This window comes from Sphingomonas sp. (assembly GCF_050725575.1).
In the GTDB taxonomy this organism is placed as follows: Bacteria; Pseudomonadota; Alphaproteobacteria; order Sphingomonadales; family Sphingomonadaceae; genus Sphingomonas.
The window spans coordinates 197,817-219,761 of sequence record NZ_JBOHHW010000005.1 but is presented as its reverse complement, the minus strand read 5'-3'; the positions used below and the strand labels follow the sequence as shown (position 1 = coordinate 219,761).

Annotated in this window: 19 protein-coding genes; 4 read left to right on the top strand and 15 right to left on the bottom strand. The window is 63.8% G+C overall.

The features are described from left to right. The coding region (locus tag ACRECS_RS05930) for an autotransporter outer membrane beta-barrel domain-containing protein (protein ID WP_431582031.1) at positions 1-1,943 on the top strand (1,943 nt) is incomplete at its 5' end. A 282-nt stretch (positions 1,944-2,225) separates the two neighbouring features. Here the strand turns inward: ACRECS_RS05930 and ACRECS_RS05925 are convergent. Both ACRECS_RS05925 and ACRECS_RS05920 read right to left on the bottom strand, forming a co-directional pair. Continuing rightward, positions 2,226-3,185: a FecR family protein gene (locus ACRECS_RS05925; RefSeq protein ID WP_431582030.1), complete on the bottom strand. Its 960-nt coding sequence runs from the start codon at positions 3,183-3,185 to the stop codon at positions 2,226-2,228. Continuing rightward, the gene (locus ACRECS_RS05920; protein WP_431582029.1) at positions 3,182-3,763 is read right to left on the bottom strand and encodes an RNA polymerase sigma factor; all 582 of its coding nucleotides are present in this window, start codon (positions 3,761-3,763) and stop codon (positions 3,182-3,184) included. Before ACRECS_RS05920 ends, ACRECS_RS05925 begins: the two co-directional genes overlap by 4 nt. Before the next feature lie 189 nt (positions 3,764-3,952). Here ACRECS_RS05920 and ACRECS_RS05915 point away from each other — a divergent pair, with 189 nt between their 5' ends. Beyond that, on the top strand, positions 3,953-7,168 hold the full coding sequence (locus ACRECS_RS05915; protein WP_431582028.1) for a TonB-dependent receptor domain-containing protein: 3,216 nt from the start codon (positions 3,953-3,955) through the stop codon (positions 7,166-7,168). Between the two features lie 63 nt (positions 7,169-7,231). Here ACRECS_RS05915 and ACRECS_RS05910 read toward each other — a convergent pair whose 3' ends face one another. The 4 genes from ACRECS_RS05910 to ACRECS_RS05895 form a co-directional block, all read right to left on the bottom strand. Next, positions 7,232-7,687 carry a DUF3617 domain-containing protein gene (locus ACRECS_RS05910; RefSeq protein WP_431582027.1) on the bottom strand — a complete coding sequence of 152 codons (456 nt, stop codon included), beginning with the start codon at positions 7,685-7,687 and terminating at the stop codon, positions 7,232-7,234. A 239-nt stretch (positions 7,688-7,926) separates the two neighbouring features. Next, positions 7,927-8,151: a hypothetical protein gene (locus ACRECS_RS05905; RefSeq protein WP_431582026.1), complete on the bottom strand. Its 225-nt coding sequence runs from the start codon at positions 8,149-8,151 to the stop codon at positions 7,927-7,929. Positions 8,152-8,181: 30 nt separating this feature from the next. Then, positions 8,182-9,765, bottom strand: coding sequence for a Na+/H+ antiporter (locus ACRECS_RS05900; protein ID WP_431582025.1), 1,584 nt, complete (start codon positions 9,763-9,765; stop codon positions 8,182-8,184). A 158-nt stretch (positions 9,766-9,923) separates the two neighbouring features. Further along, positions 9,924-10,526, bottom strand: a complete 603-nt coding sequence (locus tag ACRECS_RS05895) for a MarR family winged helix-turn-helix transcriptional regulator (RefSeq protein ID WP_431582024.1) — start codon at positions 10,524-10,526, stop codon at positions 9,924-9,926. A 155-nt stretch (positions 10,527-10,681) separates the two neighbouring features. Between ACRECS_RS05895 and ACRECS_RS05890 the strand changes: the two genes are divergently transcribed. Further along, positions 10,682-11,356: a nitroreductase family protein gene (locus ACRECS_RS05890; protein WP_431582023.1), complete on the top strand. Its 675-nt coding sequence runs from the start codon at positions 10,682-10,684 to the stop codon at positions 11,354-11,356. A 52-nt stretch (positions 11,357-11,408) separates the two neighbouring features. Here ACRECS_RS05890 and ACRECS_RS05885 read toward each other — a convergent pair whose 3' ends face one another. The 7 genes from ACRECS_RS05885 to ACRECS_RS05855 are packed head-to-tail and all read right to left on the bottom strand — an operon-like array spanning position 11,409 to position 18,826. Beyond that, positions 11,409-12,923: an efflux transporter outer membrane subunit gene (locus ACRECS_RS05885; protein WP_431582022.1), complete on the bottom strand. Its 1,515-nt coding sequence runs from the start codon at positions 12,921-12,923 to the stop codon at positions 11,409-11,411. A gap of 2 nt (positions 12,924-12,925) precedes the next feature. Next, positions 12,926-14,020: an ABC transporter permease gene (locus ACRECS_RS05880; RefSeq protein WP_431582021.1), complete on the bottom strand. Its 1,095-nt coding sequence runs from the start codon at positions 14,018-14,020 to the stop codon at positions 12,926-12,928. Beyond that, entirely contained in the window at positions 14,020-15,129 is a 1,110-nt protein-coding gene (locus ACRECS_RS05875) for an ABC transporter permease (RefSeq protein ID WP_431582020.1), read from the bottom strand. The genes ACRECS_RS05880 and ACRECS_RS05875 overlap by 1 nt, the downstream gene beginning before the upstream one ends. Further along, the gene (locus tag ACRECS_RS05870; protein ID WP_431582019.1) at positions 15,126-16,841 is read right to left on the bottom strand and encodes an ATP-binding cassette domain-containing protein; all 1,716 of its coding nucleotides are present in this window, start codon (positions 16,839-16,841) and stop codon (positions 15,126-15,128) included. Before ACRECS_RS05870 ends, ACRECS_RS05875 begins: the two co-directional genes overlap by 4 nt. A 1-nt stretch (position 16,842) precedes the next feature. Continuing rightward, a complete protein-coding gene (locus tag ACRECS_RS05865; RefSeq protein WP_431582018.1) occupies positions 16,843-17,850 on the bottom strand; it encodes an HlyD family efflux transporter periplasmic adaptor subunit in 1,008 nt (335 codons plus the stop codon). Further along, positions 17,847-18,494 carry a CerR family C-terminal domain-containing protein gene (locus ACRECS_RS05860; protein WP_431582017.1) on the bottom strand — a complete coding sequence of 216 codons (648 nt, stop codon included), beginning with the start codon at positions 18,492-18,494 and terminating at the stop codon, positions 17,847-17,849. Before ACRECS_RS05860 ends, ACRECS_RS05865 begins: the two co-directional genes overlap by 4 nt. Continuing rightward, complete coding sequence (locus ACRECS_RS05855; protein ID WP_431582016.1) at positions 18,491-18,826, bottom strand: hypothetical protein; 336 nt, start codon at positions 18,824-18,826, stop codon at positions 18,491-18,493. Before ACRECS_RS05855 ends, ACRECS_RS05860 begins: the two co-directional genes overlap by 4 nt. A gap of 310 nt (positions 18,827-19,136) precedes the next feature. On the opposite strand from ACRECS_RS05855, the gene ACRECS_RS05850 reads away from it, so the two are divergent. Continuing rightward, the gene (locus ACRECS_RS05850; RefSeq protein ID WP_431582015.1) at positions 19,137-20,456 is read left to right on the top strand and encodes an NAD(P)/FAD-dependent oxidoreductase; all 1,320 of its coding nucleotides are present in this window, start codon (positions 19,137-19,139) and stop codon (positions 20,454-20,456) included. Between the two features lie 60 nt (positions 20,457-20,516). On the opposite strand, the gene ACRECS_RS05845 is transcribed toward ACRECS_RS05850, so the two are convergent. Together ACRECS_RS05845 and ACRECS_RS05840 are read right to left on the bottom strand one after the other, a co-directional pair. Then, positions 20,517-21,188 carry a DUF6445 family protein gene (locus tag ACRECS_RS05845; RefSeq protein ID WP_431582014.1) on the bottom strand — a complete coding sequence of 224 codons (672 nt, stop codon included), beginning with the start codon at positions 21,186-21,188 and terminating at the stop codon, positions 20,517-20,519. A gap of 13 nt (positions 21,189-21,201) precedes the next feature. After that, the gene (locus tag ACRECS_RS05840) at positions 21,202-21,909 is read right to left on the bottom strand and encodes a SapC family protein (protein ID WP_431582013.1); all 708 of its coding nucleotides are present in this window, start codon (positions 21,907-21,909) and stop codon (positions 21,202-21,204) included. Between the last annotated feature and the right edge of the window lie 36 nt (positions 21,910-21,945).

Genomic DNA, 21,945 nt, shown 5'->3' with positions numbered 1-21,945 from the left:
CGGCCGCGACTCTGGCCAACGGCTTGCCCGGCGCGAGCAATTTCGTGCCCAACAATATCGATCCCAACGCCGCGACGCAGACCAATGCGCGCTATTTCGACGTGACTTTGTCGGCTGCCGGCACGACTACACTGGACAGCGCGGTGACGATCGACCGCTTCACCATGACCAGCGCCGCTTCCAAGCTGACCGTTGGCTCGGGCGGGTCGCTGAAGAGCCTGATCAACATCAATCAGCTCGACGGCCTGGTCACCAATAACGGCCTGATCACCTCGGTCGGCGATTATTTCCTGCTCAGCGGCGGGATCACCGGCTCGGGCCGTTTCAACGCGCCGTACTTCACCAGCGCGACCGGTATGATCGCACCGGGTACGACCGGGACGACGGGGACGCTGACCTTCGGTGGCAACCTCATCCTGGCATCGGGGACGCGTTATTTCATCGACCTCGGGTCGAACGGCGTGTCGGACAAGATCGCGGTCGTCGCGACGACGTTCAACGGCACCACGCCGACCAACGGCACCGCCAGCCTCGGTGGCCAGCTCGGCTTCGCGGTCATGCCAAACTCGGTCATCCGCTCGACCGACGTCTACACGATCCTGACCGCGGAGGGCGGTTTCGCCGACCTGAACCGTTTCTCCCCCAATACCAGCCCGCTCAGCGCGATCCTCGGCGCGCCGCGTATTACCTACACGCCCACTGCGGTGCTGGTCTCGATCGATGTCGGCAAATATGCCGACCTCGCCACCTCGCCGATCCAGCGCGCCTATGCCCAGCTGCTCGACCAGAACCGTGCGGGAACCGGCCAGACCTTCGTCAATCTCTACAGCCCGCTCGACCTGCAGAATGCCAGCACGATCCGCGCGACGCTGGAGGGTTTCGCGCCGCGTGCCGAGGCGCTCAACTATTCGATCGGCACCGTGGCGGTCGATAATATGGCGCGCTTCTACCGTGATCGCCTCAACTCGCTGCAGCCCGGCGCGCTGGGCGGCACGCTGGCGCTGGTCGGCCAGCCGATGAAACTGGCCGCGCTCAACATGAACGGCATGCTTGGCCAGCCCGAAGTACGCAGCGATGCGGGCGACACCGTCCTGCAGGAAGGCAAGCTGCCCGACACGGTCAGCGGCTTCATCGCCGGCGGCTATCTCGACGGCGACAGCGCCCCGATGCCGACCGCGGTGCCGCTTGGCGGACGCAATCAGTTCGACGGCTATTACCTCGCCGCCGGTCTGGAAACCGAAGTCAGCGACCACGCCATTGCCGGCTTCGCCTTCTCCTATACCAAGGTCGATGGCGACACGACGATCGCCGGGCAAACAGCGCGCGGCTCGCTTTATCAGGGCACGATCTACGGCAAGATCGAAAGCGCGAGCGGTATCGTGCTTGACGGCGTGGCCAGCGCCGGCCTGTTCGCCACCCGCACCGAGCGGACCGCGGCGATCCTCGCCACGACCTACCGGCTCGAAGCGAGCGACCAGTCGCTGGCCCTGTCGGCCGAAATCGGCCTGGGCAAGAATTTCGACCTCGGCCAGCTCAAGGTCGGCCCGCGGGTCTCGATCCGCGCCAGCCGCATCGGATTCGACCGGGTGGCGGAAACCGGGGGCGGCCCGGCATTGGTCTATGATCGGGAAAATCTCGACAGCCTGCAGGCCCGTGCCGGCCTGACCGCCAGCGGCAAGGGCACGTTCCGCCCTTATCTCTCGGCCTATTATGTCCATGACTTCGCCGATCAGCCGGCGGCGTTCGGCGCGAACTTCGTCGGCGGCGTCGGCCCCAACGCATTGTTCGCGATGACGGGCGAGGACAATGACTGGGCCGAAATCGGCGGCGGCATCGCCTTTGGCAGCGACAAGGCGGAATTCTCGATTGGCGCCGACACGACGCTCAGCCGCAGCGACGTGGCCAACCAGAGCTACCGCGCGTCGGTCAAGCTGCGCTTCTGATAGGATGGGGCCGTCCTCGTCGGAGGGCGGCCCCTCGCTTGTGGGTTATGAAGTTGGCTTTGTGAGAATTACTGGTTCACGCTAGGCTCTGCGGATGTCCCATGAACCGTTCGGCTATGGAAATCGCTGGTTTGACCGAGTGGGCGGACGCCGCCTTCCAGGCACCGTGTTTGCCGGCATATTAATCATTGCCGGCGCTGTGGTCATCTGGTTCAGCGTTTGAGCCCTTTCCACTCCTGAAGGCGCCGCCGCGGCGCGAACGCGCAGCGTGATCGGGGCCTGTTACGAAGCGGAAGCACCGATCCGGATTTCCGCCTTGTCCGACAATGTCACCGGGGCTTTCAGACTGTCATGGACGGTGACGGCAAAGCCTTCGGGATCGTCGACGCGAAACACACCATAGAAACGTTCGCCGGCCAGCGCGGAATCGGCGATGACCAGCTTGCGGTCGTTATAGCGATTGAACTCCGCCACCGCATAGGAAAGCGGCTCACCGGCCAGGTCGATCTTGCCGGCGCGCCAGGCCAGCCCGCGCTCGGCTTCCGCACCCTCGACCGCAATCGGCGTGCCGCCACGATCCGCCAGAAACGCACGCTGCCCGGCGGTTAACCGGACCAGCCGGCGCTCGGCCCCGGCAAGCCATGCTTCGACAACGCCTTCGTTCACCAGCACTTCCGAGCCATTGCCAAAGCGCCGCACCGAAAAGGCCGTACCGACCGCACGGACGCGCACCGGGCCGGTCTCGACGGTAAAGGGCCGCGCCTTGTCATGCGCCACCTGGAACCAGGCCTCGCCTTGTTCCAGGCGGATGGTCCGAACCTGGTCGCCAATCGTCACATCGACCGTACTTTGCGTGTTGACCACCGCGATCGACCCATCGGCCAGCGGCACGCGCCGCACTTCCCCCAACGCTGTGCGATAGGTCTCGCCCGGCCGATAGAGCAGCACGCCGCCCGCGACCGATGCGGCAAGCGTGGCGACCGCCGCCCCAATCAATCGGCGCCGCGTGAAGATGGTCGCGGCCGGCGAAACCGCCCCCATCTCTTCGTCATGCTCATGGTTCAGGGCATCACCGATCAACGCCAGTGCGGCCTCGGCCTGAAGCAGCGCCCCCTTGCGGCGATCGTCGCCGGCCAGCCATTCGGCCAGTTCGGCCTCCATCGCCACGGTGCCGCCGGCATCGAGCCGCATCGCCCAGCGCGCCGCCGCCGCTTCCCGTTCGCTTGCGGTTTCGCGCGTCATCGCCGCTTCACCTTGCTGGCGCGGATCTGCTCATAATGATCCGCGATCCCGCCGCCCCGCGCTCGCATCGCCTCCATCACCAGCCGCAAGCCTCGCGCGCCTTCATTCTCGACGATCGTCTCAGCAATGCCCAGGCGCTGCGCGATCTCTCGCTGCGACACGCCTTCGATCTTGCGCAGCTCGAAGATCCGGCGGCACCGCTCCGGCAATTGGTCGATCGACTCCCGCACCCGTGCATATTCGCGGCGATCGCCGGCGATCCGTTCGGGCGATGGCAATTCGTCGGCGCCGGCCAGCATCTCGATCTCGGCGGCGCTTTCGATCCTCACCACGCGCGCGCGCCGCAACTGGGTAAGGAACAGGTTGCGCACCACGCTGAAGAAGAATGCGGCCGGCCGGTCGATATGCTCGAACTCATCCAGCTCGGCGATCCGGCAATAGGCGTCCTGAACAAGATCATCACTATCCTCGCGAGAGACCATCGACCGGGCAAGCCAGGCACGCACCAGCGGCTCGTGCGGCATGATCTCTCGTGCCACCCACCGTACCAGCCGCTGCCGCCCCTCGCCTCGCTGCATATCCCTCCGTCCCCGCACTTTGGTGGGGTTCGACATCCTAGACGATCGGTGACGGTTTTTCCGTGCGCAAAGATGCCGCGAAAGGCGCCGCGTACGGAAAATATCCGGCCGAGCGTCTAGCTCAGGTCAAACATGACGGTCGGCAAAGCAAGCATGCGCCGGCAGAACGACAATTTGGGGGAGAGGATGATGAGCGGCATCTTTGGCGCCACGGGACGGCGCCTGATGGAATCCACCGCGGTAATCTGTGTGGTGGCGGCGACGCCGGCACTCGCGCAGACCGCCACGTTCGACGTACCCGTTTTGCCCGCCGGCACCGGCATCGCCACCTTCGCGCGCCAGGCCGATATCCAGTTGCTGGTCTCCGAGCGCGATGCGCGCGGCAAGCGTACCAATGCGGTCAAGGGCACGCTGACGATCGAACAGGGCCTGACACGGCTGCTCGCCGGTACCGGCCTGTCCTTTCGCCAGAACGGCCCGCAAACCTATGTCGTAACCGCCGGCACCATCGCCAGCGATGCAAGCGAGCCGGTGCGCGACGATCCCGGCCCCGACATCATCGTGACCGCGCAGAAAAAAGAAGAGAAGATCCAGGACGTGCCGATCGCGATTTCGGCCTTTTCCCGGAAATCGCTTGACGATCACAAGATCGAAGGCGGTTCGGAATTGCTGCGCGCCGTGCCCAATGTGACCTTTTCGAAAGGTAATTTCAGTGGCTATAATTTCTCCATCCGCGGCATCGGCACCAAGGCGGTCTCGGCCAGCACCGACCCGGCCGTCGCCGTCAGTTTCAACAACACGCCGCTGATCCGCAACCGGCTGTTCGAGCAGGAATTCTTCGACATGGAGCGCGTCGAGGTGCTGCGCGGGCCACAGGGCACCCTCTATGGCCGCAACGCGACCGGCGGCGTGGTCAACCTGATCCCGGCGCTGCCCGGTCATGAATTCCGGGGCGAAATGAAGGGCGAGGTCGGCAATTACAAATCGCGCCGGCTGAGCGGGATGCTGAACATACCCCTGGGCGATACTCTCGCGGTGCGCATTGCCGGCGCGCTGACCAAGCGCGACGGCTATGATTACAACAGCTTCAACAAGACCCGCGTCAACGGCCGCGACCTGTGGTCGACCCGGGCCTCGGTGCAATGGGAACCAAGCGACAATTTCAAAGCCAATGTCATCTGGCAGCATTTCGAGGAGGATGACGACCGTTCGCGGACCGGCAAGCAGCTTTGCACGCGCGATCCAGGGCCGACGCAGATCGGCTCCGCGGTGATCCCGCCCGAACTCAGCGGCCGCTTCAGCCAGGGCTGCAAATCCGCCTCGCTCTATGGCGACGCGGCATTCGGCATGCCCAACAACACGCACTTGCCCAATATCTATTTTCCCGCGTCGAACCTCGGGCTGGGCACAGTTTTTCCGCCCGACGGTTCGGTCCTGCCCGTGAACGTCATCGATCTCGGCGTGGATCCGTACAAGGGCCTGTCTCAGTCGCGCAATCTGCGCGAGATCTCGACCAGCTACGATCCGGTCTTCCGGGCGAAGAACGACATTTTCCAGCTTAACCTGGAGCTCCGGATTCAGGACGGACTGAAGCTGGTGTCGCAGACTGCCTATGCACGTGACCGATACTATGCGTCGCAGGACTATAACCGGTTCGCGTCCAACCCAATCTTCAATGCCTCCGATGCGCCCGGATTGCTTGGTTCGCTTGGTGATCAGATGATCAAGGGTCCGACACCCGGCGGAATCTTCTATGATCCGCAACTCGGGCCATCGAACAGGCTTTTGGCGGTCGATCTCAGCCGTTCGAACAATCGCCAATGGACGCAGGAGTTCAGGCTGCAATCCTCATTCGACCGTCCGGTCAACTTCAACCTTGGCGTCAACTATCTCGATTTCAAATCGCAGGATGATTATTACGTCTTCAACAACACCTTCACCCTGCTCGCCAGGTATTTTTACAACCGCTTCGACACCGCCAACAACGAGATCGGCACGATGCCGTGCGTCCCGAACGATCCTCGTGGCGAGTGTATCTATGTCGATGAGAACGATATCGCCCACCTCAACGATCGGGGGCATAATTATTTTCTCAGCCGCAACCTCGTCCGGACCAAATCCTGGGCCGGGTTTGGTGAGCTGTATTGGAACGTCACTGACACTCTGAAAATCACCACCGGCGCACGCTATACACGCGACACCAAAACGGCGACGCCTGTCCCTTCACAATTGCTGCTTGGCAATGGCGTGGCATCAGGCGGCCGGGTGAACGAGGGGTATCCTCGGGCACCTGATATCAATCAGCGCTGGGGCAAGTTCACTGGCCGGCTGGTCGTCGATTGGAAACCGCGCCTCTCCTTTACCGACGACACGCTGCTCTACGCATCGTTCGCGCGCGGCTATAAAGGCGGCGGCAGCAATCCGCCTCGCGTCGATATCGATACCGCCGTTGTGCAACTCCAGCCTTTACCCACCACGTTCAAACCCGAATATGTCAATGCTTTCGAAATCGGCACCAAGAACAGCTTCGCGGACGGCAAGCTGACTCTCAACGCGACCGCCTTTTATTATGACTATAAGGATTATCAGATTTCGCAGATCGTCGACCGAATCTCATTCAACGAGAATTTCGACGCGCAAAGCTGGGGCCTGGAATTCGAAACCGCCTGGCGCCCGTCGCGCAGCTTCCGGCTCGACGCCAATCTCGGCTATCTCCAGACCCGGATCGGCAAGGGCGCAAAATCGATCGACGTGATGAACCGCACACAGGGCAATCCCGATTGGATCGTGGTGCGGCCCTGGGTACAGGTGCCGTCCAACTGCATCGCGCCAAAGGCCTTGGTCGAGGAGATAGTGAATAAGACCACGGGCCAGGACGCCGCCTTTCGGGCGCAGATTCTGTCTGCCGTGTGCGGCGGGTCGGCACGCTATGGCACCTTTTCACCAGAAGTCCCGTCCAACCTGCACTGGAACGACATCTTCAACACGGCTCCGTATAATCCGCTGACTGACGCGCCGAACGGCGGCCGTGGCTTCTATGCCGATCTGGAGGGCAAGGAATTGCCCAACTCGCCGCATTTGACCTTCAATATCGGCGCGCAATACACGTTGTTCTTCGGTGAGTGGCAGGCGACGCTGCGCGGCGATTACTACCGTCAGTCGAGTAGCTATGCGCGGGTCTACAACACCGACTATGACCGGCTGCGCGCCTGGGACAATGCCAATATCGCGCTCACCATCGAGCGCCCGAAATCCGACCTGGCGCTGCAATTCTACATCAAGAACCTGTTCAACGACACGCCGATCACCGACGCCTTCACCAACAGCGACGACACCGGCTTGAGCACCAATGTCTTCACCCTGGACCCACGGATCATCGGCTTCAGCGTAACGAAGCGTTTCTAGGGCCCCTTCGCCATAATGTTCAGGATGCGAGGATAAGCTCCACCCGCTCACCCTCGCACGCCGCTATTTGCGGCAAGCGGCCCCCGTGCGCACTGCCGTCTGATCGAGGACGATGCGCGACGCGCCTTTGGGCGTCTGCCCCGCCATCGTCATGCGCGCCGTAAAGCCCGCCGCATTATAGCTGCCCAATCGAACGGCGCGGAATGTGCCGCCTTCCTTTTGCGGACACACCATTGCCTGGGCGATCTTGCCATCGGCCACGATCGAGCTTTCGACCCGGCACTTCGCCTTCGGATCGGGGACGAGCAGCGCGGCAATCCCTGCCCGCGCCTGGTCCGGCGCGACGCATTTGTGCTCGGTCTTCGACTTGCCCCTCATCATGCGCAGCAGAAAACCGGACGTGCCGGGAATGACGAGCTCCACCGCTGTCGACTTCAGGTCCCAATTGCCGGGTTGGATGGCCTGAGCCGCGGCCGGGCCGGGGAACAGGATGAGAAGCGGAACGAGATAGCGGATCATGCCCGGCCCCATGCCCGGCACGCGCCATCCATACAATCTTGGTTTTTGCGCTCGGCGACGGGACCGGCATGTGGCGCCCGCCTGACATCGCGCTTTCACCGCTATCCCGGCTGAATTCCCGCCTCTCCGCCGAGCGCGCCGTAGAAGATGCGCCAGAGCGCGAGATCATCGCTGAAATCGTCATAATGATGCTCGACGCCGGCGGCCACGAACAGCAGGTCGCCGGCGGTAAAGGGTGTTCACGCGCTGTCATGGACAAGCACGCCATGCCCCCGGATCACGGCATAGAGTTCATCCTGCTCATGGGGCATCTGAAGATTGGGCGGTACCGGTAGCGACAGTCTGACGTCGAGTGTCCCACGGCGAAGCACGAGGACGGACCGCTCGCCCTCGGGTGTCGGAATGCGCGCCCTGGCCTCGTCGAGGCTGATCACGCCGCTTCTGCAATGGTCCGCCATCGCCATGACTCTCGCCAGTGTTCGCCGCTCCGGACCCTAGTCGCCGCGCTGCAGGATAATGCCCAGTTCCTCGACGTCCAGATCGCGTTCCAGTTCGTGCAGGACTTCATCCTCGATCATCCCCGCGCGGTGAATGCGAATCAGCTCCGCGCGGCCTGCCGCAAGGGCGATCAGTACGAGGTCGAAATGCGTTCGGGCGCCCTCCATGAAACTACCCGCGTCCGCCGCATAACGCTGGATGACGTCCAGCCGCTTGCGCGATTGTTCGAGCAATTGCGGATGGATCAGCGTGCCGTCCGGTGCATAGGCATGCGCCTCGACCGCATCGTTTCTAGCGCTGGCGATCGCCGCCTCCGACTGGGCCATGCTCATCTTTGCCGGCGGATCCTGGTCGATCGGCTTGACCTGCCTGATCAGCCAGCCAAGGCTTGCCCCTTGCACCACGACCGTGGCGAAGATCACCGCGAAGGCGATGACGAGCATCAGGTCCCTGCCCGGCATCGATTCCGGCAAGGTCAGCGCCACCGCCAGCGTCACGACGCCGCGCATGCCGGCCCAGCTCAACACTGTCGCCTGCCGCATCCCGAGTGGACGTGCGCGCTTCAACCCTATGGCGTGAAGTGCGCTGAGCAGGCCGTCGCTGCCCAGGACCCAGACGAAGCGCGCGACGACGACCGTCAGCACCACCCCGAGGATAGGAATCGCCATCGTCGCCGAGACAGCTTCAATTCCGCCGACGCGGTCGAGCACGCCGCGCAGCGAGAAACCGATCAGGATGAAGACCAGCGCCTCCAGCACGAATACCAAAGTCTGCCAGAAGGCACTGCCACGGAGCCGGACCTGGGCCGGGAAGATGATATGCTGATACCAGCCAAGCACCAGCCCGGCGACCACCGTCGCGATCACTCCGGAGACATGGACCCGCTCGCCGGCGATATAGGCGACCCAGCAGATCAGCGTGTTGGCCATGATGATCAGCGTCTGGTTGCTCAGGCGCCGGACGACGAACATCCAGATCGCCGACACGACCACGCCGACGACAATCCCGCCAAAGGCGAGGTAGAGGAAGCTCGAGACCGCGGCGCCGGTATGGAACACGCCGCTCAGCGTCGCGGCGACAGCGAAGCCAAACAGCACCAACCCGGTGGCGTCGTTGAGCAGGCTCTCTCCTTCGAGCAAGGCCGACAATCGCCGGGGAAGCGTCACGCCCTTGAGCACGGCGCGGGCCGACACGGCATCAGGCGGCGACACGATGGCGCCGAGAGCGAAGCAGGCAGCCCATGGCAGGCCCGGGACCAGCCAGTGGACCACAAGGCCGACCGCCAGCGTGGTAAACACGACGGCGCCGACCGCGAGCGACAGGATGCCCGGAAGGTGCCGTCGAAAGCGGCCGAACGCGGTGTAATAGGCGCCATCCATCAGCAATGGCGGGAGGAACAGCACCAGTGCGAGTTCGGGATCGAGCGCGACCGGGGGCAGCCCCGGCACAAAGGCGAGCCCGCCACCGCCGACAAGCAACGCGGTTGCCGGCGGAAGGCCGATGCGCTGCGCCGCCCAATGTAGCGCGACGACGCCGGCGAGGAGCGCGAGGACGAGTTCGAATGTCTCGACGGGATGCATCCACTCTCCCACAAATCGCTAGGCGGATGCCACTGCACATCGTCGCCCAAGTTTCTGCACTGTGACATCACTGGGAGCCGGTGGCAAAGCCTCGACCAATCATCGCCGGCGAGCCCTTGCCGCGTGCCCGATGCAACGACCTTGTCGCGGAATAAGCGTCAGGGGCCGTCGGCGGCGCTGCCCTTTTTGTACCAGCGCACAAGTTCGCGCTGGTCTGCGCTCAACGCCATGCCCGAGCGTTCAAGGTCGAGCGCAGCCTCGGCCAGCAATTGCTCCGCGCGATCTTCCAGCCGCTCCAGCATGCCGGCCATTGCGATGGCTTCGGAAGGATCCAGCACGTCCACGAGCTTTTTCGCCCGGATGTCGAGGATGCGGGCCACCTCACGGTAAAGTGCCTGCCCGGTCTCATTCAGCGTCAACAGCGTCAGCCGGCGATCGAGATCATGTTGCTGAATCTCGATAAGCCCCTGCGCCAGCAATGTTTTTACGGCGCGGCTGACGGTGTGCGTGTCCAGCCGTGCCTGATAGGCAATGTCGGCGGCGGCGACCGGCATATAACTTCCGATATTGAGCAGGACGCGCAGTTCGCGTGCACCAAGCGATGTCAGCTGGCGGACATATGGATCGCGATCGACCCGCAACAGATTGGCAAGAACGGCGATTCCGAAGGGAAGATGATCGGCAAGGTCGAGCGCATCCGACCCCGCAGCGAGAGCGTAGATCCGTTTCCGGCGTGTCCGGGTGGCACCCTGATCTTTCATATGTCTGTGCGTCCCCGCCATTCTCAGGCCTCGGCCAATCGCCATCCATCCCCGTCCGCAAACTTACGGTCAAGCGGCGAATAGCTCCTTGCAGTCTTCTCCATAATATTGCAAATGCAATAATATTATTGTAATTGCAATAAGAGAGCCGAGACATGAAACAGCATGAATCCGTTCCCCTGATGGACTATCGGGAATATCCGCCGGCTGAGATGCAGGCACGGATCGACTCCTTCCATAATGATCTCATCCGCCGCCATACGGTTCGAAACTTCTCCAATCGCCCCGTCGATCGTGCGATCATCGAACGCGCCATCATGACCGCAGGCAGCGCACCGAGCGGCGCCAATCATCAGCCCTGGCACTTCTGCGCTATCGGCAGCGCCGAGGCGAAATCCATCCTGCGCTCAAACGCCGAGAAGGAGGAGCGCGCCTTTTACGCGGGCAAGGCCGGGGAAGAGTGGCTCGACGCGCTGAAACCGTTGGGGACTGACGAGAACAAACCCTATCTGGATATCGCGCCCTGGATCATTGCCGTGTTCGGACAACGGCGCGGCGGCGTTTCCACAGCAGAGCAACGCAAGAATTACTACCTGCCGGAATCATGCGGGATCGCCATGGGTTTCCTCATCGCGTCGCTTCATCAGGCCGGGCTGGCCATGCTCACGCATACGCCAAAGCCAATGGATTTTCTGAACACACTCTGCGATCGCCCCGCCACGGAGAAACCCTATCTGCTGCTGGTCGTGGGTTATCCGGCGGATGACGCAACCATTCCCCTCCATGCGACCAGGAAGAAGAGTCTCGAGGAAATCGCCTCGTTCATCTGACGCCGATGGATTGGGAAGGGGTGAGCCCCGCCCTTTAAAGGCGGTATAGCTTTCAAGGCCGGACCCTTTCGGCGGGCGCGCGGTTCACGGTGCCCGGTTGATGACCAAGGCCTATTGAGCGCCGGGAAAGACCGGGATGAACTGAGGAACCATCGCCAACCTCGCGCCAGCCGCCACCGAGCGATTTGAACAATGCGATCGCGGCCTGCCCCTTTGCCGCGCCGGCCGCATCAAAACGGGTTTGTGCCGTGATAAGCGCAGCCTGCGCGCGCAGGAGTGCCAGACGGTCATCCTCGCCGCGATCGGCGCGCTGCCGTCCAAGCGCGAAGGCGCTCTTCTCGTTCAGCAATGCGGCTTCCGCGTCGGCGAACGCGGCACGCGCGTTCAGGAAGCCGTTGATCGCGCTCTCGCTGTCCGACAGCGCACCGATCACTGCCTTGTCGTAACGCGCGGCGGCACCTTGGGCACGAGCGTCGGCGCCGCGAATCTGGGCACGGATCGTGCCGCCGGAAAAGACCGGCCAGGAAAAGCTCGGGCCGACCTGAAGACGGGTCGAGCCGCCCGAAAACAGGTCGCCAACCGTCCGCCCCTGCTGGCCAATGCTGCCGAACAGGCTGAAGCGGGGGAACAGGTCGGCGGTCGCCGCGCCGATGTCCGCGGTGGCCGCCGCAAACTCGCGTTCGGCACGGCGGACATCGGGACGTCGCACGAGCAGGTCGGAGCGTACCCCGACCAGGATCGCATCGGGTGTCGCGGGCAGCGCTGCCGGAACGGTCAGCGCCGGCACGACCGCTTCGGGCGGCCGGCCCAGCAGCGTGGCAATACGATAGGCTGCGGCGGCCGCGCGCGACCGTGCGCCGGGAACCGCACCGGCGCTCGTCTTCGCCTGCGCTCCGGCCCGGTCCGCGTCGATCCGCGATGCTTCTCCCGCTGCAAGCCGGAGCCGGGTCAGCTTTGCCGTCTCTGCGTCGGCATCCGCCATGGCCAGCGCGGTCGCGGTCTCCGCCTGCGCCGCGCGCAGGTCGAAATAGGACCGCGCGACTTCAGCGATCAGGGTCAGCATGATATCCTGTTGCGCGGCATCGGCGGCGTCGACCCGGGCGGTCGCCCCCTCGACCTGGCGCGTCCGCCGTCCCCAGAAGTCGAGTTCCCAGCTGGCATCGAACCCCAGATCGAACAGCGAAAAGTCACGCGTGAAGCCCGGAATCTGCCCGACCGGGATCTGCCCATTCTTGCTCAGCACATTCTTGGTGGCCGATCCCTTGGCTTCGACCGTTGGCAGCCGGCCCCCGGTCGTCGCGTCGCGATTGGCCCGCGCTTCGGCCAGTCGTGCCCGCGCTTCGGCGAGATCGGGGCTCGACGCCAGCGCCTGTTCGACCAATCGGGTGAGCTCGGCGTCGCCGAAGCTCTGCCACCAGACTGAATCCACCGGCCCCGGTGTCCCGGCCTCGACCCAGGCGTCGGCGACCGCCGTTTTCGGCGGGTGATAATCGGGCCCGACGGTGCAACCGGCAAGGCCGGCGACCGCAAGACCATAAGCAAGACAATAGGCAGGGCGGCGCATCATTTTCACTCCATTCGCGCACGAAACAGCCAGGCCGACGCAGCGAGCGTCACACAGGCGATGATCGCAAGCGGCCAGAGCTGTTGGAAGACGGCCTCCGCCGGCATCGCCTTCAGGAACACGCCCTGGACGATATCGAGGAAATAGCGCGTCGGGTTGGCGTAGGTGATGACCTGCATCCAGCCCGGCATATTATCGATCGGGCTGGCATAGCCCGACAGCAAGATCAGCGGCACCGTCGCGAGGAACGAGCCGAGGAACGCCTGTTGCTGCGTCCGTGACGCCGACGATACCAGCATGCCCACACCGATCAGCGCGAGCTGATAGATTGAGAGCGAGAGATAGAAGAGCAGCAACGAGCCGAGGAACGGCACGCCGAACACCAAAGGCGCCAGAATCAGATAGATCGTCGCATTGAACGTCCCGACCAGAAATGGCGGCACCATCTTGCCGATCAGAATCTCGTGAACGCGTAAGGGCGAGACCATCAACTGGTCGAAAGTACCAAGCTCGCGCTCGCGCGCGACCGACTGCGATGTGACTCCAAGGCCGGACACCGACACGACGATCGCGATGAGCGAGGGCAAGGTGAACCAGATATAGTCGAGCGAGGGGTTGAACCAGTTGGTCACCGCGCTCCCCTCCCTCGGCGCGCGAAGCTGCAGATCGCCACCGACGCCGGCGGCGATCTGGCCGAGATAGCCGGCCACGATCTGCGCGGCATTGGAGCGGCGACCGTCGAGCACGACACCCAGTGTCGCGGGCCGGCCGACATCGATCGCGCGGTCGAAATCCTGGTCGATGACCAGTGCCGCGATCACTCGCTGATTGTCGATCGCCGCGGCCAGCTGTTCGGGCGAGGTCAGGGGGATGATGTGCCGGAATCGCGGACTGCCGGCGATGCGCGAGACAAGTTCGGTGGAGTGGACGCCGGCCGAGCGGTTGATCACGGCGATGTCGACATTGCGGACATCGAGCGTCGTCGCAAAGGTAAAGATGAACAGCTGGAGAAACGGCGGCACCACCAGGATCAGGCGCGATTTGGGGTCGCGCAGCAGCGCCCACATTTCCTTCACGATCATCGCACGCAGCCGCCGCATCAGTCGAGACTCCGGCGGGTGGCGCGGAACGCGAGCAGGAAGAACCCCAGCCCGAACGCCAGCATGATCGCAATGTTGGGCAGGATCAGGCCCCACAGGTCGCCCGCCAGGAACACGGTTTGCAGCGATGGGATCAGGTAGCGCGCCGGCACGACATAGGTGATCGCCTGGATCGGCCAGGGCATCGAACTGATCTCGAAGATAAAGCCCGACAGCAGAAATGTCGGCAGGAACGCCGAAAGCAAGGCGATCTGGCTGGCGACGAACTGGTTCTTGGTGGCAGCGGAAATGAACAGGCCAAGACCAAGCGCCGGCATCAGGAACGCACTCGCGATCGCCAGCAACGCAAAGATGCTGCCGCGAAACGGCACGCCGAACATGAACACCGCGATGAGTGTGCACAGCGCCATCGAAACCAGCGCGAGCAGGAAATAGGGTATGACCTTGCTGGCGATGAATTCAGCCATGCTGATGGGCGTGGCCATCATCGCTTCCATCGTCCCGCGTTCCCATTCGCGCGCGACGACCAGCGCGGTGAGCAAGGTGCCGATCATCGTCATCACGATAGCGATCGACCCGGGCACCAGGAAGTATCGGCTCCGGAGGCCGGGATTGTACCAGTAGCGCGGCGACAGGGTCACGCCGGACGCCGTACCGGCATCACCGCTCATCCAGGCCAGGCGCACGCCCTCCGCATAGGCCGCGACGAAATTGGCGGTGTTGGGCTGCGATCCGTCAGTGATCACCTGAATCGGCGGCGCGTTGCCGCGCTTCACCCCAATGCCGAAATCGGCCGGGATGACGATGATCCCGCGGACGCGGCCGTCGATGATCATCAGCTTTGCCGCCGCCACGGCGCGGGCGAAGGTGACGTCGAAATAGGGCGAGTGCGCATAGGACTGAGCGAGATCCAGCGCCGGCGCACTCGAATCCTGCAGCACGACCGCGATCCGCGTGCGCGACGTGTCGAGCGACACGGCATAGCCAAACAGGAACAGCAGGATCAGCGGCAGTACAAAGGCGATGAGGAAGGTCGAGGGGTCGCGCACGATCTGCTTGCCCTCCTTGGTGATCAACGCGGCGAGACGGCGGGGATCGATGCGGGTCATGCTGCCTCCGCATCCGTCGCGCGGACGCGGTCAAAATCCTCGATCAGCGCAATAAAGGCATCCTCCATCGTCGGATCATCGAGTCCCGCCAGCGCGGCCGCCTTTGCCTTGAGCTCGTCAGGCGTCCCGGTCGCGATCTGTTCGGCACGGTAGATCAACGTGACTCGGTCGCAATATTCGGCCTCATCCATGAAATGCGTGGTGACCAGTACGGTCACGCCCTTTTCGACCAGACCGTTGATCAGCGACCAGAATTCGCGCCGCGACACCGGGTCGACGCCGGAGGTCGGCTCGTCGAGGAACAGGACCGGCGGCTCATGCATCAGGGCCGCGGCAAGCGCGAGGCGTTGCTTGAACCCAAGCGGCAACGTGCCGGCATTGACGTCCATGCGCGACCCGAGCTGGAAGACGTCGGCCATGGCGTCGATCGCCCGCGCCGCAGCGCTACGATCGAGATCATAGGCGCCGGCGAAGAAATCGAGATTCTGCCGCACCGACAAATCGCCATAGAGCGAGAATTTCTGCGCCATATAGCCAAGCGATGCGCGCGCATCGGTGGCCGAATGGCGCAGATCATGCCCCGCGACGGTGCCGGTTCCCGCGGTCGGCGTGAGCAGGCCGCACAACATCTTGAACGTGGTCGATTTGCCCGCGCCGTTCGGGCCGAGCAGCCCGAAAATCTCACCGCGCGGAATCGCGAACTGCATGTCGCTTGCCGCGGTGAAGTCGCCGAACCGCTTGGTCAGTCCTCTGGCTTCGATCGCACTGGCATCAATCTCCGGGATGGTGCGATAGCGTTCGGCAAGCGGATTGGCGCCGCTCGGTCCGCCGCCCAATATGTCGATAAAGCCATCCTCGAACCGCGGTACGGCCTTTTCGATCTGCGCGTCGCCGAAATCGGGAAGCTCGGCCCCGGCCTTGAGCAGCAAGCGGACCGCGCGCCCCTGGATCGTGCCGTCGATCACTGCGTCATGATCGAGCGCTTTGGTCAGGAATTGGCGGCGGCGTTCGGTAAAGCCCGTCACGCGCACCACCCGGTGGGCAACACGGTCAGTCAATTCGCGCGGCGGCCCATCGAACAGAAGCCGCCCCTCATTGAGCAGATAGACATGGTCGCACTTCTCGGCCTCGTCGAGATAGGCGGTCGACCACAGCACGCCGATCCCCTCGCCGGTGAGTTCCCCGACCATCGCCCATAGCTCGCGCCGGGAGATCGGATCGACGCCAACGCCGGGCTCGTCGAGCAGCAACAGTTTAGGCGTCTTGACCAGCGCGCAGGCGAGCCCGAGCTTCTGCTTCATGCCTCCGGACAGCTTGCCTGCGAGCCGATCCTGGAAGCGCTTGAGGTCAGTGAAATCGAGCAGCCGGTCGAACGCCTCGTCCCGCTCGGCCCGATCGAGCCCGCGCACCTCGGCATAGAGCGTCAGATTCTCGCGGACGCTCAGATCTTCGTAGAGACCGAAGCGCTGTGGCATATAGCCAAGATCGTCGAGTGCTTCACCGGGTGCCTTGCCGAGCACCCGGACCGTACCTTCGCTCGGCGCCATCAGGCCGGCAAGGATGCGGATCAGCGTGGTCTTGCCGGCGCCGTCGGGGCCGACGAGCCCGGTGATCTTCCCTGGCGGAATGGCAATGCCGACATCGTCGAGCGCGAGGGTCTCGCCAAAACGCTTGACCAGGCCCTCGGCGACAGCGGCGGGTTCGTTCGCCACGTCAATCCTTATGCGCGGGTCGCGCGCCGGGCACCCGGACGCTGACCGGCTGACCCTGGCGCAGGGCATCGTCGGGATCGGTCACGATGATGCGCAGCCGATAGACAAGGTCAGTGCGAAGCTCGGCGGTCTCGACCGATTTGGGCGTGAACTCGCTACGCGGCGAGATATAGCCGATCGTGCCGCGATAGGTCCTGGCATTGCCATCGGCAACCACCTCCACCGCCATGCCCGGACTGATCCGGCTGAGATCCGTTTCGGCGACATAAGCGCGCACCCGGAGCGGGCGGGCGATCGACAGAGTCAGCACGGTCTGCCCGCCCTGCACGATCGCGCCCGGCTCCTGCGCGCGGGTCACCACGGTCGCGTCGCTCGCCGCGACCAGGCGGGTATCGCCGCGATCGGTCGCCGCGCTGCTCCGCGCGGCTTGCGCGGCGCGCAACTGCGCCTCTGCGCCGATGATATCCTCGCGCCGCGCGCCCGCCTCGGCGAGCGAGAGGGCCTGGCGCGCTTCGGCCAGCTGGGCATTGGCCTTGTCGCGATCGGCGACGGTCTGCTCCCAGAGATCGCGGCTGATCGCGCCAGGCCCGACCAGTGGCTGCCGGCGCACATAATCGCGTTCGGTGTTCGCGGCGACGGCGGCCGCCGCAGCGGCGCGCGCGCGCGCCTGCGCAATGTCCTGTGCCCGATTGCCGTTTCGAAGCTTGGCGAGCTGCGCATCGGCTTGCGCCACTTGCGCGTCGGCTTCGTTCATCCGGGCATCGAGCGTTGCCGTGTCGAGTGTCGCCAGTGTCTGGCCGGCCTTCACCTTGGCGCCCTCGTCCACCGCGATCGACTGGATCCTTCCGCCAACCCGAAAGGCCATCTCGACCTCGCGAATGTCGACATTGCCGTAAAGCGACAACCCGGCGTCGCTTTTGTCAGCGAACAGGCCAAAGCCTCTGGTCAGAAGCAGTGCGACCGCAAGCGCGACAAGCGCGGCGATGCCGATGATGCGACGTCGGTTCATTTGCTGCTCCGCGCTTCGAGACGGTCGAAGATGGCATCGAGATTGTCGGCAACGGCGTGCTTGATGATCGCCGCTTCGGACTCGCCCATGTCGTTCCAGCCGGTTGCCGCCAGCGCGGTCGCGCGGGCGACGCGGAAGACCAGGATCTGCCCGACCAACGTCATCGCCCGGACGCGAGAGTCCGTCTCCCCGAGCGTGTCGGCGGAGATCAGGCGCAGCATCGCCGCGACCCGCTGCAGCATCTGTCCCATGATCCCCGCATACAGGCGATCGAACGCTTCGGTCGGCTCGGCCTGCTCGCGCACGATGAAACGGGCGAAGGCCGCAGTCTCATCGCCCACCATGATCTCCACCATGCGGCCGAAGATCGTATGCAGCGACGCGCGCGCGGTGCCGGCGTTGATGCCGCCGGCACAGATCTCGGCGACCCGCTCGAGCGCGGGCCGCAATCGTTCGCCCAATGTCGCCGAGATATGCTCGGCCGCCGCGAGATAGAGCCCGCTCTTCCCGCCGAAATGATAGGTGATCGACGACATCGGCGTACCGGCATCGGCGGCAATCGCGCGCGTGCTCGCCCCCTCCAGGCCTTTGCGGCCGAAATGGTCGATGGCGACATCGAGCAGACGGGAGTCGGTAGGTTTCATCGCATCATCATTCGTTCGAACGAACAAATTGTCAAGACCGTCAGCCATGCCGGCCTCAAGGGTTCCCCTTTCTCGACCCGATCCAACTTATCAGAGATCGGGCTGACCCGCGGATAAACGATGCGCCGGCAGGCGGCCTTCCCCCTCCCTAGAAAGGAACTCATTGCTTCCAGATCCAGATCGTCCTCAAGATGCCGGTCGATATGATCCAGCGCGCGCTGCATCCGGGCCTGGTAGTTTTGAAGTGCCGCCCTCATCGCCCTGTCCTCCGTGGCGACATCAGCTAGGCGTTCACTGGTGCGGCGCGCTTGGCCGATCTTGCGGTTTGGCATGGAAATTACAGCGACCGCACCCCTATAATTTCAATAACTAGCTGATATATAATGAATTATACAACCTCTTCGTCAAGACACCGCCGAAAAAGATACGACACAACCGGTGTCCCATATCTCCCGCCGCCTCGCATGGCCACGTCGCCCACGGTCAAGCCGCGGGTGACGATTCAACCATCTCACAGGATCGGGCATGGCATTCCCTTGCCGGACTTTCCCCGGTGCTCATTCTTGGTGTCGCAACACCATGGCCATTGCGCTACCAGCGCAACGGCCGCCCGGCGGCTCGATGAGATAGGAGGCGTGAACCATGCCCGATCGCACCCCGACCGATCAACACCATGTCGTTGTGGTCGGCGCCGGCTTTGGCGGCCTCCAGACGGTTCACGATCTCGCGGGCGCGCCAGTGCGCATCACCGTGATCGATCGGCGCAATCATCATCTCTTCCAGCCCCTGTTATACCAGGTCGCCACCGCATCGCTGGCCACCTCGGAGATCGCCTGGCCAATCCGGCACCTGCTGCGCAACCGCCGCGAGGTCACCACCCTGCTCGCCACCGTCGCCGGCATCGACAAGGCGGCGCGGCGCGTGCTGCTCGATGACGGGGCAAGCCTGGTTTACGATACGCTGGTGATCGCGACCGGCGCGCGCCACGCCTATTTCGGGCATGACGACTGGGAGCCGTTCGCACCCGGGCTGAAGACGCTCGAGGATGCGACCACGATCCGGCGCCGCATCCTGCGCGCGTTCGAGCAGGCCGAGCGCGAGACCGAACCGGAGCGGCGCCGCGCGCTGATGACCTTCATCGTCATTGGCGGCGGGCCGACCGGTGTCGAGCTGGCGGGAACGATCGCCGAGCTGGCGCGCCTGACGCTGGTCGACGACTTCCGCAATCTCGACTCGCGGACCACGCGCGTGATCCTGATCGAGGCGGGACCGCGCGTGCTGCCTGCCTTTACCGAGGACATTTCGCTATACGCACAGCACGCGCTCGAAAAGCTCGGCGTGGAGGTCAGCCTGGGACGGCCGGTGACCGACTGCACCGCAACCGGCGTGGTCCGCGGCGGCGAGAGGATCGCGGCCTCGACAATGGTCTGGGCGGCCGGCGTGCAGGCGTCTCCCGCCGCGGAGTGGGTCGGCATTGCGGCGGACCGCGCGGGTCGCGCCATGGTCGAACCCGATCTGACCGTGCCGGGCCATCCCGAGATCTTCATCATCGGCGATACGGCGACGATCACCGCCCCCGATGGCCGGCCAGTGCCCGGCATCGCGCCGGCGGCGAAACAACAGGGCCATTATGTTGCGGCGGAGATCCGCGCCAGGCTCAGGGGAAAAAGCACCGGCACACCCTTTCGCTACCGGCACGCCGGCAGCCTCGCGACGATCGGCAAGAGCAAGGCGGTGATCGACTTCGGACGGTTCAAACTGCGCGGCCCGATCGCGTGGTGGATCTGGGGACTGGCGCACATCTATTTTTTGATCGGCGTGCGCAATCGGCTGAGCGTGGCGCTCAGCTGGCTGTGGAACTATCTGCGCGACCAGCGGAGTTCGCGGCTGATCACGCAGGGCTCGACCGAGCGGACTGTCCAGCCGCTTTCCAGCGGATCGAACGATCCTTCATCGCCGTGAGCGCATGGCGGCTATGTCAAGTCTGGCAGCTTGGAGCGTCTTTCGGGAGACAATGTCTTTTCACGCCCGATATGCAGACGGGACCTTCAGCAACGACGTAATGGTCAAGCGGCCCTTGTCGGGTGACGGGCTCAATTTTTCGTCACCAATAATACCCGAGTGAAGGCAATTGGCGGGATAGAAAATCACGCGGTTGAAGCGTAGCTCGGCAAAACCGATCAGTTCGAAAAGGGCATTGTGCCCTGCCTCACACGGCCTGTCAGGTAATCCGAATTCCTGCGCATCCCTGACCAGGCCTTGGCGCCAGGCGGGATGGCGACTGGCATCGATCCGTTCGAAGGCGGAGCGCCGGTGGCGATAGAAGCCAGTCCCCCCATGCGGCGGGGCGCACAAATAATGCACCGCCGCGATCACAGCGGGATCCGTCGTGTCGAAATGCGGGATACGCTGGATCGGAGAGAGGTTCGCCGGATCGTCCGTGGCGATCGCATAGCTCGTCCGCAATACACAGGCGCGCTCTCCCAGCCCGGCCGTTTCGGCCAGCGTTTCAAGCCACGAGGCATAGCTTTCGGGTACCACTGCCCGGATGCCGGGATATTGGTCGGTTTCGCTCCGCTCGAACGTCACGCCAGACGCAGCCTCGCATAATTGTCCGGCAGCGTCATGGGCGTCATCGACAATCACCAGCGGGACATGCTCTCGTCCCATGTCGATGGCCGGATGAACGATCATCAGCGCCGGCTCGTCACGCCGCGCTGCCCAACCAGGCGGCTTCGCTTTCGATCAAGGCGTTCTTGCGCCGAACCATGCTGGCGACATGCTCGAGCGACAGGATCATGGCCACGAAACCGACCATATCCTCGAAATCGACAGAGTCTTTCGCCTGCCGTGCCAGAGCACGCTCGTCGATGCCGTAGAGTCCGGTCAGCGATGCCGACGCGCTATTGTTGAACACGATATCCAGCTTGATTTCCATGACGAGTTGCAGCGCCAGCGCGCGATCGATCAACGCTCGTGTCACGCCTTGCTGCCCGGCGAGTTCACTCAGAATTGCCTGGATCGTGCCGATATAGCCACTGTCGCTGCCGTCCTGCTCGGTGACCGCGCAAGCGCCATTCGGATCGATCGCCGCGCTATCCATGTCAACGCAGATCATGCCGTCATCGCCGACATAAAAGGGCTGCCGCAGGATATTGAGCGGGACATAATCCGCGTCGAGAGCGGAACCATTCCAATACAGATTCTCGTGCGGCTCGAGCCCCATCAAGGCTGCGAGATAGAATTGCCCGGTCTCGCCGTCCTTGACGAAGAAGATCGGATAATGGCTGGCGACCTTGCGCAACTCGCTGCGCACGACGGGTACGAGATGAACCGTTGCTGCGGTCGCAAGCGCCCTGGCCGGATCGATCCGCAGTCCGGCGTGGTGCTCTCGCGACAATTGGACGAGTTGCATGTCGAACCTCTCGGGATGGCGAGCGCCGTTTGAGGG

Coding starts and splice junctions, on each gene's coding strand:
- ACRECS_RS05925 (WP_431582030.1), bottom strand. CDS start 3,185: ATGACGCGCGAAACCGCAAGCGAACGGGAAGCGGCGGCGGCGCGCTGG.
- ACRECS_RS05920 (WP_431582029.1), bottom strand. CDS start 3,763: ATGCAGCGAGGCGAGGGGCGGCAGCGGCTGGTACGGTGGGTGGCACGA.
- ACRECS_RS05915 (WP_431582028.1), top strand. CDS start 3,953: ATGAGCGGCATCTTTGGCGCCACGGGACGGCGCCTGATGGAATCCACC.
- ACRECS_RS05910 (WP_431582027.1), bottom strand. CDS start 7,687: ATGATCCGCTATCTCGTTCCGCTTCTCATCCTGTTCCCCGGCCCGGCC.
- ACRECS_RS05905 (WP_431582026.1), bottom strand. CDS start 8,151: ATGGCGATGGCGGACCATTGCAGAAGCGGCGTGATCAGCCTCGACGAG.
- ACRECS_RS05900 (WP_431582025.1), bottom strand. CDS start 9,765: ATGCATCCCGTCGAGACATTCGAACTCGTCCTCGCGCTCCTCGCCGGC.
- ACRECS_RS05895 (WP_431582024.1), bottom strand. CDS start 10,526: ATGAAAGATCAGGGTGCCACCCGGACACGCCGGAAACGGATCTACGCT.
- ACRECS_RS05890 (WP_431582023.1), top strand. CDS start 10,682: ATGAAACAGCATGAATCCGTTCCCCTGATGGACTATCGGGAATATCCG.
- ACRECS_RS05885 (WP_431582022.1), bottom strand. CDS start 12,923: ATGATGCGCCGCCCTGCCTATTGTCTTGCTTATGGTCTTGCGGTCGCC.
- ACRECS_RS05880 (WP_431582021.1), bottom strand. CDS start 14,020: ATGCGGCGGCTGCGTGCGATGATCGTGAAGGAAATGTGGGCGCTGCTG.
- ACRECS_RS05875 (WP_431582020.1), bottom strand. CDS start 15,129: ATGACCCGCATCGATCCCCGCCGTCTCGCCGCGTTGATCACCAAGGAG.
- ACRECS_RS05865 (WP_431582018.1), bottom strand. CDS start 17,850: ATGAACCGACGTCGCATCATCGGCATCGCCGCGCTTGTCGCGCTTGCG.
- ACRECS_RS05860 (WP_431582017.1), bottom strand. CDS start 18,494: ATGAAACCTACCGACTCCCGTCTGCTCGATGTCGCCATCGACCATTTC.
- ACRECS_RS05855 (WP_431582016.1), bottom strand. CDS start 18,826: ATGCCAAACCGCAAGATCGGCCAAGCGCGCCGCACCAGTGAACGCCTA.
- ACRECS_RS05850 (WP_431582015.1), top strand. CDS start 19,137: ATGCCCGATCGCACCCCGACCGATCAACACCATGTCGTTGTGGTCGGC.
- ACRECS_RS05845 (WP_431582014.1), bottom strand. CDS start 21,188: ATGATCGTTCATCCGGCCATCGACATGGGACGAGAGCATGTCCCGCTG.
- ACRECS_RS05840 (WP_431582013.1), bottom strand. CDS start 21,909: ATGCAACTCGTCCAATTGTCGCGAGAGCACCACGCCGGACTGCGGATC.